General features: G+C 46.5%; 12 protein-coding genes and 1 pseudogene. All 13 read right to left on the bottom strand.

Annotated elements, in window-relative coordinates; all coding sequences use genetic code 11:
• Positions 1-56 precede the first annotated feature (56 nt).
• Positions 57-1157: a redox-regulated ATPase YchF gene (gene ychF, locus JCM16418_RS19520; protein WP_036652370.1), complete on the bottom strand. Its 1101-nt coding sequence runs from the start codon at positions 1155-1157 to the stop codon at positions 57-59.
• A 129-nt stretch (positions 1158-1286) separates the two neighbouring features.
• A complete protein-coding gene (locus tag JCM16418_RS19515) occupies positions 1287-2114 on the bottom strand; it encodes an energy-coupling factor transporter transmembrane component T family protein (RefSeq protein WP_036652369.1) in 828 nt (275 codons plus the stop codon).
• Entirely contained in the window at positions 2107-3813 is a 1707-nt protein-coding gene (locus JCM16418_RS19510; protein ID WP_036652367.1) for an ABC transporter ATP-binding protein, read from the bottom strand. The genes JCM16418_RS19515 and JCM16418_RS19510 overlap by 8 nt, the downstream gene beginning before the upstream one ends.
• A 31-nt stretch (positions 3814-3844) precedes the next feature.
• Positions 3845-4404, bottom strand: a pseudogene (locus JCM16418_RS19505) (ECF-type riboflavin transporter substrate-binding protein).
• 260 nt (positions 4405-4664) lie between these two features.
• On the bottom strand, positions 4665-5726 hold the full coding sequence (fni, locus tag JCM16418_RS19500) for a type 2 isopentenyl-diphosphate Delta-isomerase (protein WP_148298872.1): 1062 nt from the start codon (positions 5724-5726) through the stop codon (positions 4665-4667).
• Positions 5727-5781: 55 nt separating this feature from the next.
• Complete coding sequence (locus JCM16418_RS26770) at positions 5782-6645, bottom strand: phytoene desaturase family protein (protein WP_306304815.1); 864 nt, start codon at positions 6643-6645, stop codon at positions 5782-5784.
• A complete protein-coding gene (locus tag JCM16418_RS26765) occupies positions 6642-7259 on the bottom strand; it encodes a phytoene desaturase family protein (RefSeq protein WP_306304814.1) in 618 nt (205 codons plus the stop codon). Before JCM16418_RS26765 ends, JCM16418_RS26770 begins: the two co-directional genes overlap by 4 nt.
• Positions 7256-8425: a glycosyltransferase family 2 protein gene (locus JCM16418_RS19490; RefSeq protein ID WP_242403922.1), complete on the bottom strand. Its 1170-nt coding sequence runs from the start codon at positions 8423-8425 to the stop codon at positions 7256-7258. Before JCM16418_RS19490 ends, JCM16418_RS26765 begins: the two co-directional genes overlap by 4 nt.
• Positions 8426-8528: 103 nt before the next feature.
• Positions 8529-9272 (bottom strand): lysophospholipid acyltransferase family protein, encoded by a 744-nt coding sequence (locus JCM16418_RS19485; protein WP_036652362.1) that lies wholly within the window; start codon positions 9270-9272, stop codon positions 8529-8531.
• Positions 9241-9816 (bottom strand): carotenoid biosynthesis protein, encoded by a 576-nt coding sequence (locus JCM16418_RS19480; RefSeq protein WP_242403921.1) that lies wholly within the window; start codon positions 9814-9816, stop codon positions 9241-9243. The genes JCM16418_RS19485 and JCM16418_RS19480 overlap by 32 nt, the downstream gene beginning before the upstream one ends.
• The gene (locus tag JCM16418_RS26100) at positions 9768-10022 is read right to left on the bottom strand and encodes a hypothetical protein (protein ID WP_242403920.1); all 255 of its coding nucleotides are present in this window, start codon (positions 10020-10022) and stop codon (positions 9768-9770) included. The genes JCM16418_RS19480 and JCM16418_RS26100 overlap by 49 nt, the downstream gene beginning before the upstream one ends.
• A gap of 3 nt (positions 10023-10025) precedes the next feature.
• A complete protein-coding gene (locus tag JCM16418_RS19475; protein WP_036652360.1) occupies positions 10026-10889 on the bottom strand; it encodes a phytoene/squalene synthase family protein in 864 nt (287 codons plus the stop codon).
• On the bottom strand, positions 10886-11974 hold the full coding sequence (locus JCM16418_RS19470; protein WP_242403919.1) for a phytoene desaturase family protein: 1089 nt from the start codon (positions 11972-11974) through the stop codon (positions 10886-10888). Before JCM16418_RS19470 ends, JCM16418_RS19475 begins: the two co-directional genes overlap by 4 nt.
• Positions 11975-11980 lie beyond the last annotated feature (6 nt).

The following is an 11980-nucleotide window of genomic DNA, read 5'->3' as shown; positions in this document are numbered from 1 at the left end:
TCCCGGCAGTTTTTTTGTAAAGCGAATGATTCGCCATATTTATCTATTTTGCATGCTTATACGTTAAAACGGAAATGCATAACGTCGCCATCAGCAACGACATACTCTTTACCTTCCAAACGTACTTGTCCACGTTCCTTCGCTACGTTCATCGAACCCGCAGCAGTCAGATCATGATAAGACACAACCTCGGCGCGAATAAATCCACGTTCGAAATCGGTATGGATGACACCAGCAGCTTGAGGAGCCTTCGTACCATTACGGATGGTCCACGCACGCACCTCTTGGACACCTGCTGTAAAATAAGTGTACAGTCCAAGTAGACGGTAAGCCGCTTTAATTAAGCGATTCAAGCCAGACTCTTCTAGACCAAGCTCTTCTAGGAACATTGCTTTGTCTTCGCCTTCAAGTTCAGCAATCTCTGCTTCTACTTTTGCACTGATCGGAACAACTTCAGCATTCTCAGCTAAGGCGAATTCCTTCACTTTTTGTACAAAAGGATTGTTGTCCGCATCTGCTACTTCTTCCTCACTAACGTTAGCTGCATACAGCACAGGCTTCAGCGTCAACAAGTGTAACTCACGTATAATTGCTTTCTCATCTTCTGTTAACTCAATACTGCGGGCAGGCATATCGTTGTAGAGTGCTTCTTTAACACGCTCAAGTACTTCTACTTCCATGGCCGATTGTTTATTGCCGCCCTTTAGGTTCTTACGGGAACGATCAATACGCTTCTCTACGCTCTCTAGATCCGCCAGAATTAGCTCAAGATTAATCGTCTGAATGTCACTGATTGGATCTACTTTACCATCCACATGGGTTACATTCTCATCTACGAAGCAACGTACGACGTGAACAATCGCATCCACTTCGCGGATATGAGCTAGGAACTTGTTACCGAGTCCTTCACCCTTACTTGCACCACGTACTAGACCTGCAATATCAACAAATTCAAAAGCAGTAGGGACCGTTTTCTTAGGAACAACAAGCTCAGTCAATTTATCGAGACGCTCGTCAGGAACTTCAACTACGCCAACGTTCGGATCAATCGTACAGAACGGATAGTTAGCGGATTCAGCTCCCGCTTGTGTAATTGCATTAAACAACGTGGATTTACCAACGTTCGGCAAACCGACAATTCCAGCTTTCAAAGCCATGTATATGACAACTCCCATTTTAGGTAATGTTATTTAAATTAGGCACGCATGCCGTTTGATCTTACCCATTATATATTAGAACAATTAGACCAGCAAGATAAGCTACAATTCAGCCCCTACCGATTTGGCTTAAAAAGGATACCAAAAACCTTTTAACACATTTATTTTCAATACAATGGCGATGGTCGCAGCTATAACGAAGATGAGAGCCACAATCCAATCCATTGGCGTCATCTCTTGACCGCTGTACCAAGTACGCTTCCGCTTCGATCCGAAACCTCGTAGTTCCATTGCATTGGTGACTGAATCAATACGATGAAGAGCTGACTGCAACACAGGCACCACAACTGCTGCCAAATTACGTAGTCGCTGCGAAATCGAACCATCTTCCTTCGTAACACCCATACCCCGAGCTTGCATGGAGTTCAAGGTAGTCTTAAACTCTGTCGTTAAGTCTGGAATGTAGCGCAGCGCAATGCTAACGGAATAGGAAATTTTATATGGAATACCAATTCGGTTCAGACTTCCGGCAAAAGCACTTGGCTGTGTGGTGAAGATACATAGAATCGTTATGGGCAGGAGCGATAAATATTTTGCCGAGAGCGTCAGGACATAGAACAACGTTTCTGCATTAATCTTGCCATATCCCAGTGGAATAAGCGGCGTATCTGTCCCTGTCAGCGTTGTCCCAAACCTCGGTGAAATCAGCAATATAAAAACAGCATTCAACAATGTAAATGTAATCATGAGCCAGAACAAAAATGCGATCCGCTTGAAAGGGAGACCTGCGCTTATGAGCAGCACAATGCCCACGATGAGCATAATAGCAAACACACGCAAATCCAAAAACAGATAGGTCATCACGGTCCAGCATAAGAACAACACCAATTTCACTGCCCCATCTAGACGATGAAACAGTGAATTTCCAGGAACGTACAAGCTCCCTGTTTTATTCATGGGCTTTCCCCTTTTTCTCTTCGTTGATAAACGCCTGCACAAATTGAGCAGGTGATGTTAGATCGTTAGCTTTGGCGAACAACGATAATGACGTTTCTTTCAGACGGGCGGCAGACGTAACTTCCTGATTACTAAGTACAGCGGCTACCGTATCCTCAGCAATGATCCGGCCATCATGTAAGACAATCGCACGGTCTGCATATTCTAACGCCAAGTACATGTCATGTGTAATGAGCAGGAAGCCCACACCCTGCTCCGACAGCGTATGAATGAAATCCATAAATTCTTTGTAATGCTGGTAATCTTGTCCAGCTGTTGGCTCATCTAGGATAATTAGCTTTGGCTCTAGCACAAGAATGGCAGCAATACTCAGTCGCTTCTTCTGACCATAACTCAAGGCCGAGACAGGCCAATTGCGGAAAGCATATAGTCCACATACCTTCAGCACTTGTTCAACTCGCTCTTGAATTTCTGAAGCAGCGATTCCACGAACCTTGAGGCCAAGCCCCACTTCTTCGCTAATCATATGCTGTGTAATCATCCGATTTGGATTTTGCATCACATAGCCAATCTGCTCACCTCGGCGGCGAATCGACCAAGAACTAATATCTTCACCTGCAAAAGTAAGCTTACCGGACTGTGGCTTAAGTATTCCGGTAATGAGCTGCGATAACGTTGATTTACCTGCGCCGTTATTGCCAAGCAGTGCGACGATTTCACCTGCACCTATGTTTAACGATGCATCCCGAACCACAGGATGCTCTAGATTATATCCAAATGTAAGTTGCTGCGCACTTAATAGGGGCTCTCTTCTCGCGCCCTCTGGCTTCACACCTGATCGTTCACTCCACGCATTAAGCGTGTCCTTCAGCCCAGCCACATCCAGCTTTTGCGGAATGCTTAGTCCTTTAATAGCGTCCAATGCAATCCCCGCATACTCTAGCGCGTCTGCATACAGCGGTGGCCTTAGACCATATTGACGCAGCACACCAGAGGATAATATTTCGTCAGGTGTACCCACTACCGCAATGCTTCCTTCATTCATCAGCACAATACGATCTACAGGCTGCTGCAATACATCTTCGACCCGATGTTCAATGATGATTATGGTCTTACCACGATCACGATGGATATCATCAATCAGCTGCATCGCGAGTCGTCCACTAGCTGGATCTAAATTTGCGAGCGGTTCATCGAATAGCAGTACTTCAGCATCTGTGGACAGCACGCCAGCAAGTGATACATGCTGCTTCTGCCCACCGGATAATTCATATGGACTGTGCTCAATATAATCAAGCATGTCCACCATATTGAGTGCAGTCACAACATCAACCTTCATTTGCTCACGTGGCAGCGCTTTATTCTCCATAACAAAAGCGACATCTTCCCCCACAGAAAGCCCGACGAATTGGGAATCCTGATCCTGAAGGATTGTTCCCACCGTGCGGCTGAGTTCAAAAATACTTAAGTTTACCGGCTCTTCACCACCAACGATCAAGCTGCCGCTGGTTTCTCCTCCATAGGTAAACGGAATTAGCCCATTGATACAATGGGCTAACGTTGACTTGCCTGAACCACTCGGTCCGGCTATCCAAATCTTCTCCCCTGGATAAACATCTAGGGTGATATCCTTCAGAGTCGGTTCCGACTGGTTCTTATATTTAAATCCGTAATGTTGAAACGAGATGATTGGCTTCATAACTTCTAACTCCTATTCGTTAACGCAATACTTACTTGTTGACGCTCAGGTTGCTGACTTTGGCATTTCTTTTGGCATAGCCAATGACTGCTGGAACACCCAGCACAAGGAACACAATAACATTAGAGATAAATGCAGCTGTAACCTGTGTGATTTCTTTAGTTAGTGGCTCACCCATGAATGCGATATCAAACCAACCCGAGAATAATAGAGACAATGCTAGTCCAACAATACCGTATACAACAAACAATCCAATATGCTTCCGAGTATAGAGACCGTTAAGTGGATCAAATCCTTTGGATACATAAATGAGTCCCATAAATGCCGCTGTAATGCCTGAGCCTAAAGCCCATCCCCACCATACCGTCCCACTAGTCAATAAGTCATTCAAAACGTGACCGATCAATCCAGCCATAAGGCTACAAGCGGGCCGAATAAAGCACCGAAGATCGCTAATAGAGCAATAGACGGACGTAACGAGGTATCGGGTCCCACGGGAATTCCAATAAAGCTGGTGGCTCCATATAGGGCTGCACCGATGCCTATGGTCACCACAGTTCTTGTGGTTATTTGAAAAATTGATTTCTTCATGCAGAGTCACCTTCCCATAATATAATAGATTTAAATGCATAAAACACGAACATTTATCATTATTTATACTCTTAATATAAGGGTGTCAGATCAGGAAGGCAAAGCTTTTTTTGTAAAAATCCATAAATAATTATTTGAAAAAAGCTACGTTTTACTTGAAATTAGTGTTATAAAAACAATAAAAACCCATTTTCCTGATCGGAAATTAGGTTTTATGAGTGATCGTTTGCTTTTTAATTGGCTCCAGCCCAGTAGAGCGTTTATATTCGCACAAGCCTGCGCGTGCTTCGCAGCGCAGCCACGTCTGCCGCACCGATGCCAAACATCGCGGTGCGCAGCTCCAGCTCGACGCGCGCAAGGCTCGCGTCCAGCTCTGCTTCGGACGCCACAGCCGCGCCCAGCAGGCTGCGGCCAAAGCCCACAAGATCGGCCCCGAGCGCGAGCGCTTTGGCGGCGTCCACGCCGCCTTGGAGCCCGCCACTGCCGATCAGCCCTCCGTGCGGGGATACCTCCCGCACTTCAGTAATGCACTGCGCGGTGGGAATCCCCCACCCCGCGAACGCTTCTGCCGCTGCGCGGCGTACCGCATCCTTGCTGCGGAACTTCTCGACTTGGCTCCAGGACGTTCCGCCTGCGCCAGCCACGTCAATAAAGGCTACACCTACTCCGTATAGCCGCTCTGCAGTCTCCCCGTCAATGCCCCAGCCGACTTCTTTTACGCCAACGGGCACATCTAGTTCACGACATACCGTTTCAATGCGAGTTAACAATCCACTAAAATTCGTATTCCCCTCGGGCTGAAATACTTCTTGTAACCCATTCAGATGCAGAACTAACATGTCCGCACCCGCAATATCGACAGCCCGTTTGCAGGATTCCGTAGCGAAGCCATAGTTAAGCTGCACTGCACCTAAATTAGCAATCACAGGCACACTTGGAGCTTGATTCCGAACATGAAAGGTGGATGCAAGTTCTTCCTTCTCCACAGCGGCCCGTATCGATCCTACGCCGATGGCCCAACCACGCCGCTCAGCCGCAGTAGCTAGCCGCGCATTAATCGCACCCGTTGCCGCACTACCGCCAGTCATAGAGCTAATGAGTAGCGGTGTGCGTACGCTTGTACCAAGAAATTCCGTTTGCAGGGATATAGCATTGAAATCCGTTTCCGGAAGCGCATTGTGCCGAAATCGATATTGTTCGAAGCCTGATGTGATACCACTACCCACCTCTTCATCTAGACACAAGCGCACATGTTCGATTTTACGTTCCCCTGTGGGCACTTCTGGCAGGAGAGAGCCCGCTTCCGTTTCCTTTTCGTTCATGTTCATTCCCCTTTATCTATAGTTCAAGGATTAGATCGCATCTTCAAGCCTTTCATTATACACGATGTTCAGCAATATATTCGCCTACCAGTCTCCCCGACAACGTCACAATCGGCGTTCCTCCACCAGGATGTGTTGTCCCGCCTACGTACCATAGTCCTTCAATATCACTGCTGCGATTACCTGGCCGCATGAATGTCTGCCGAACCGTGTTCGAGGAAATGCCATAGATTGATCCTTTATGGGCAAGGGTATCGTTTGCAATATCCTGAGGCGTATAATGCATTAGCACTTCCGCATTCGCTACACCGTTTACTCCCACATGTTCTAGCGCATTGATGATGTGTTGACCATAATTCTGCTTATCCCCTTCCCAATTCACGAGCGGACTGAGATAAGGCGCATTCGCCAATATAAATAGATTACTTCCTCCCTGCGGTGCCATACCCGGCTCTGAATAACCAGAATGACAAATATATAGAGCAGGGTCTTTCGGAGCTAGTTTATATTCAAAAATATCACGAAATTCCTCCGCATAATGCTCAGGGTAAAATACTGTATGATGCAGCAAATGATTGTATAACCGGGGAACCCCCGCCAATATCACAAATCCAGATAACGAAGGCTCATAGTTATTTATTTTTCGATCAGTCATCGATGGACGCTCATCCTCTTGAAGGAGCATTTTGTTAATACTCAGAACATCGCCATTCGCAATGACAGTCGATGACTCATAAAAATGTTCGCTTGTCTCGACACCGGATACTCGTCCATGTTTAACCGCAATCCGCTTCACTTCTGTATCGGTTACAATCTCTACTCCCCGTTCCTTCGCAAGCTTAGCCATACCTTCAACAATCGAATAGGTTCCACCTCGTACCCCATAGATTCCTTCATGTGCCTCCACATGACCCATCATGCAAATATTGAAGGTGCCTGAAAGGGAGAGGAACCGACATAGGTGGCATATCTACCCAACATAGCCAGTGTGTTTGGATGCAGAAAATAGCGGCGTAATAGACTTTGTAGAGTCGTCATAGGTCTAACACGCAATAGGCTACTCAGCATCCCAACGCTCGCCTTATCTTTCCAGCTTAACAGTAGCCTATTCAGAAATTCTTTCTCAGCTAGACGATATAACTCAGCAGATTCTTGAATAAACTGCGGATATTTTAATGCATCGGTTGGACTATACGTAGCTATTTGATCACACATTTTTTCAATATCCCGCGTTAAATCGACTACAGAACCGTCTGCGAAGACATTACGTGTCCTTGGCTCAAGCTCGTACAGTTCAACATAATCCTCCAAATTAGCCCCAGCCTTCGCGAATAATTCCTTGAAGACATGAATCATCGTGATCGTGCTTGGTCCCCGATCAAATGTATAGCCTTCACTTTGAATTCGCTGTAATTTGCCCCCTACTGTAGACTGGCGCTCCAGAACCGTTACCTTCCAGCCTTTAGAAGCAAGAGTTATGGCAGAGGATAATCCACCTATTCCTGCACCGATGACGATCGCCTGTTGCTTCATCCATACCGCCTGCCCTTCCATATATATCCTTTGCCGGAAACACCAGACTTCCATGAACTGATTGCAATCGCTACGAGGCTAGCTATACTACCGGGAAGTAGCAAACAAATCCATCCTGGCTGCCCGCTGCTCTTATCCGATACCGCCTTAACGGCTATGCCGAGCAGTGTCGCCGCTCCTGCCCATAACGCTAACTCCCCATGTCCCAATATGCAAAGAATAACAGCGCAAATAGGGGGGAGTAAATACAAAAAGGTGTACAGCAATAGTACACCGCCTAGCAAGAACCCACTGCGGCCTACGCCCTCGTAGATATTTTTACGGTAGCCATTCCATACCTCTGATGCATTTCGGTACATCCGCATGGAAACATGATAATGTACATCAGCAAGTGTAACTGGATGTCCACTGATCTTAACAGCACGTGCCAGTGCCATGTCATCCACAAGTCCAGCTTTAATTCCCTCATGGCCCCCGCTCGCCATGTAGCTATCACGATGAATAAACATGAAGGCTCCATGCGCTGCGACAAACCTTGGATCATTCGACCTCTGCACCATGAAGATAGGTAGATGACAAATAATCGTGAACATCATCATCGGTACAACCAGTCGCTCTAACCAAGTGCCCGTCTCCTGCTTTGGGAAACCCGTAATAAGTCCTGATTTCTGATTATTCGCCATCTTTATCGCCGCACTCAGTGCATCGGGAGCAAGACGTGTATCCGCATCAAAGAACAACCACCATACGCCTTGGGCTTCTTGGGCCAGTTGATAGCATGCATGCGATTTACCTATCCAACCTTGTGGCAACTCTTTTCCTTCAAGTAATTTCACGCGGGAATCACTAGCTTGTACCCGCCTCACAATGTCAGCGGTCTCATCCGTAGATCGGTCATCAAGCACGAGCACCTCAAAAAAAACATCCGAGTAACTATTCAACACGGATGTTAAACATTCCTCGATGTTCAACGCTTCATTCCGTGCTGGGATGAGCACAGATACTGAAGGTCTTCCCTCTGGAAGTGAATGAGGATCGCTCTGCTTGATGTCCTCAGAAATCCTATGCTTATATTTATAGTTACCCAGTTTAGGTAGCATAGCTGCATTCCATATCGCAAAGCCTAGTTGGCAGATAAGTATCACAATAATAATTTTCAGAGTCATGAACATAAGAACCACCCTTTGTATGGTGAGGCTTGGTTTCACCTGTGCCGCATCTGTAGGCAATAATGCTGTGATTTGCCGTTAGGCCACACTTTATCTAACACTAATGGATTTCACTACGTTTACGTTTAAACCCATCCAGCCATTCATTCGTGGATCGGCCCCATTTCATCAGACCTTGATACCCTTCTGGAATACCTGATTCCGATGCAATGATTTCGCCTCGGTGTGCATCGACTTGGTCACTAAGCAACTGCTGAAGTGACGAAGTGATGCTGCGCGTAGACATTTCACTCCACGGTAATGTAATAGGCGATCCAAAGCACATCGTCACATCAGGTTTTGAATGTTGATAGAGGCTGTGATAGAGGCTTACGGGAACAACTGCAGCTTTCGGACATTGCCGAAGCAGTAAGCCGATGCCAGGTTTAAACGTGATTGGCCTAGATTCTAAGTGCTTGATCTCTCCTTGTGGAAAAATCCATGCCCGATGTCCGGCTTCAAGAAGTTCTGCGGTATATCTAAGCGATTGACGTATATCCCCAGAACTATCCCGATTAATAGAGTACGCTCCTACCTTACGAAAAAAAGCGTATTTCTGAAGCTGACGTTCTTCCATCATGACATAATGCTCATAACTTGAAAGCTTCTGTGTTGCCATATACAGTAATAGACCGTCCCACCATGAACTGTGGTTCATCATGTACAGGATCGGCCGGTTATGTAAGTGATCTGGATCTACCTTACCTGAAATGCTAAATGACCTGAAACGCCTACCGACCAAATAGTATTTATTATATAAAGAAAACATGGCGTTAAACGACCTTGATTTGGTGGCGGTAAGCATAACGGTAACTCCCTTCGGCAAGCAAAATCCCTACAGCTGCGGCAATACCACTGCCCGTCAGCCCTCCCTGAAATCCCATCGATCCAAACAACAGTAAAATCATTTGATACAGAAATGTTCCCTGTCTAGAGATCCTCCGATTGTTCTGTAAATTCGGAAGCAATAGTGATAACAAAGCACCAATAATAAACCAACTGATATAGTTATCGAGCGGTACACCGTAAAATCCGCCCTCACCTTCCCATGCCCAGAAATTACGATCAAAGGCAACCGGATCTAAGCATAGATCAAGAACCACCGTCCAGAATCCGACCTTCAGTGCCCTAATGAGACGCCCTTGCCAATCGCTTGAGTTCTTTCCGATAAGTACCGCGTTGCAAACGACGGCGATCCAAGCAAACCCCATCGTAACGGGCACTTCATATACACCAAAACCAAGAATATCGGAATAATGATACACGCCAAAAGGCCAGCCGCTATGTACTCCGATCCATTCTACTCCCATACCACCAAGCCAAATACCTGCGGCTGCGACCCAAAGCATGCGATCATTCCGTCTTCTGTTGGTTGTGAGGCTTGAAATATCATCCGAAGATAGATAAGCCTTTCGACTAAGTAACAGCGCATATAGCCATAAAATACTAGAAATAGGCCATTAGAGAAATTAAGCGATTCTGGCACACCGAAGAACAGCAGGAGTACAGCCCCAATCGAATACCAAATCCAGAATATTAAATGTACAATCATCATGAATTACAATACCCCCTCCGTCACTCCCACCCTTGCGTATTTGGTCGCAATATTTCGATACATGCTGCGTTTGCGCTCGTCATTTACGATTGCACGACGAGAGAATACATCGTAGTGATTCTCCTCCACTGCTTCCAGTATAGAACCATAAAATGCCGCCGCAAGCTCAACCGCAAGGCCACTTGAAGGTGGATAGCTATGCACATTTTCCAGACCCTTTTCAAACCAAATCATCGCAGTCTGTTTCAGCTCATGGATCATACTGATAAAACTCGTATTCACTTCCCCATGCAGCAAAGCATGCTCCGTATAACCATGACGAACCATAAGTTCCAGTGGAATGTAGCGCCGTCCTCGTCTGCTGTCCTCGCCGACATCACGAATGATATTTACAATTTGCATGCCTTTACCCAAGGCAATTCCGGATGCAACCACATCAGCATTACTCTCATTGCGAAGCACCGGTAAAAGCATCTCTCCTACAGTCCCCGCTACAAGGTAGCAGTAATGCTCCAACTCAGCCATTGTATTGTAGCTCGTTTGCACGAGATCTGTTAACTGTCCTTCCATCTGGCGAAGGAATGGGCCTGGATCGAGCTGCGGGAAGCTCGCGAACAACCACCGTAGCGCAGGCCATATAAAATGCCCCTTAGCATCATCCAGATTAGAGAAGTAATGCCTCAGCTCATAAATTGAATAAGGAGACTCATCCGGTTCATCCACACTATCATCGATCATCCGGCAGAATGCATAAATGACATAGACCGCCTCACGGCGGGGGCTTGGCAGACCTTGAAAGGCCTGATAAAAAGAAGATGAACCTTTCGCAATCATGTCCTCACATTGCTTTAATATGTCTTCATTCATATGCTCATCTCCTTAATCAGCTGATCAACAGCCAGTTTGGCTCCTTGCATCACGATAGGTACACCGCCTCCGGGATGAACCGAAGCTCCCGCTGCGTACAATCCCGAAATGGCTGCATAGGGCTTGGGTTGAGGCCGAAACACACCGGACTGTGACAAAATAGGGGCGATGCCAAAGCTGCCTCCACCATATAAACCATCTCGCTCCGCATCCATCGGAGTGCGAATTTTTTGCCAGCGTAGATGTTCTAGAAGCCCTGGGAATCCCCGTTTTTCCGCTTCCTTTAAGACTAAATCCGCGAGCGCAGGCGCTTCTCTTTCCCAATCCACACCTTTAGCATCCGGTACAGGAATAAGGAAATATAATACGCTTTCTCCCGGCGGAGCAGCAGCCTCATCCAGCGACACAGGATTAAATATATAGAACGCTGGATCGGCTGGAATCGTCCGTTTATCAAATACCTCCTTCAAGCTAGTGTGTAAGCTATCCGGTAGGAAAAATTGATGAGTCATGCCATCCGTCCAACGTTTCTTTACACCTGCATATATCAATACACATCCAGATGATGGTGCATAAGGTTTACGTGATGGGATCGTTACCCCTTCCAGCAAAGCAGGCAAGCCCGGAAACTCCCCATTATAGATAACGGCATCAAAATCTTCCCGTTTTCCATTTGCCTTCAATCCCTTTACACGTCCTTGTACAATTTCGATGGAGGTAACCTCCGTGTTCAGATGTACCTTAACGCCTCTGTCTTCAAGTTCTTCTCGAAGGATCTCAGGCAGCCTTCCGTATCCACCTTTCAGCATCCACACTCCATACTCATGCTCTGCATAAGGTAATAAGCTGTAAATGCCGGGGGTTTTGAAGGGAGCGCCACCTATGTACAAGCTTTGCAGCGAGTATGCATCCTTTAATTCATCACTTGTAAAATAGTGCCCTACCGCTCCGCGCAAACTTTTGTACGCTCTCATCTTTGCCATAAGTGACACCAGATTGGGCTTCCAAAAATCCTGTTTACGCTGGAAATGCTTCTCTAGAAAACCAGCCTGCCCAGGTGGAAACAGCCGGTCCATATCTTTCATGAACCT

Source organism: Paenibacillus pini JCM 16418 (assembly GCF_000576305.1).
In the GTDB taxonomy this organism is placed as follows: domain Bacteria; phylum Bacillota; class Bacilli; order Paenibacillales; family Paenibacillaceae; genus Paenibacillus_AQ; species Paenibacillus_AQ pini.
This window is presented reverse-complemented; position numbering and strand designations above follow the sequence as displayed.

Bases quoted from the DNA above. Each gene is read 5' to 3' on its own strand.
- JCM16418_RS19485 (WP_036652362.1), bottom strand. From the start codon at position 9,272: ATGCTTACCGCCACCAAATCAAGGTCGTTTAACGCCATGTTTTCTTTA.
- JCM16418_RS19490 (WP_242403922.1), bottom strand. From the start codon at position 8,425: ATGACTCTGAAAATTATTATTGTGATACTTATCTGCCAACTAGGCTTT.
- JCM16418_RS19480 (WP_242403921.1), bottom strand. From the start codon at position 9,816: ATGCTTTGGGTCGCAGCCGCAGGTATTTGGCTTGGTGGTATGGGAGTA.
- JCM16418_RS19515 (WP_036652369.1), bottom strand. From the start codon at position 2,114: ATGAATAAAACAGGGAGCTTGTACGTTCCTGGAAATTCACTGTTTCAT.
- ychF (WP_036652370.1), bottom strand. From the start codon at position 1,157: ATGGCTTTGAAAGCTGGAATTGTCGGTTTGCCGAACGTTGGTAAATCC.
- JCM16418_RS26100 (WP_242403920.1), bottom strand. From the start codon at position 10,022: ATGATGATTGTACATTTAATATTCTGGATTTGGTATTCGATTGGGGCT.
- JCM16418_RS19475 (WP_036652360.1), bottom strand. From the start codon at position 10,889: ATGAATGAAGACATATTAAAGCAATGTGAGGACATGATTGCGAAAGGT.
- JCM16418_RS26765 (WP_306304814.1), bottom strand. From the start codon at position 7,259: ATGAAGCAACAGGCGATCGTCATCGGTGCAGGAATAGGTGGATTATCC.
- JCM16418_RS19470 (WP_242403919.1), bottom strand. From the start codon at position 11,974: ATGAAAGATATGGACCGGCTGTTTCCACCTGGGCAGGCTGGTTTTCTA.
- JCM16418_RS19510 (WP_036652367.1), bottom strand. From the start codon at position 3,813: ATGAAGCCAATCATCTCGTTTCAACATTACGGATTTAAATATAAGAAC.
- JCM16418_RS26770 (WP_306304815.1), bottom strand. From the start codon at position 6,645: ATGATGGGTCATGTGGAGGCACATGAAGGAATCTATGGGGTACGAGGT.
- fni (WP_148298872.1), bottom strand. From the start codon at position 5,726: ATGAACGAAAAGGAAACGGAAGCGGGCTCTCTCCTGCCAGAAGTGCCC.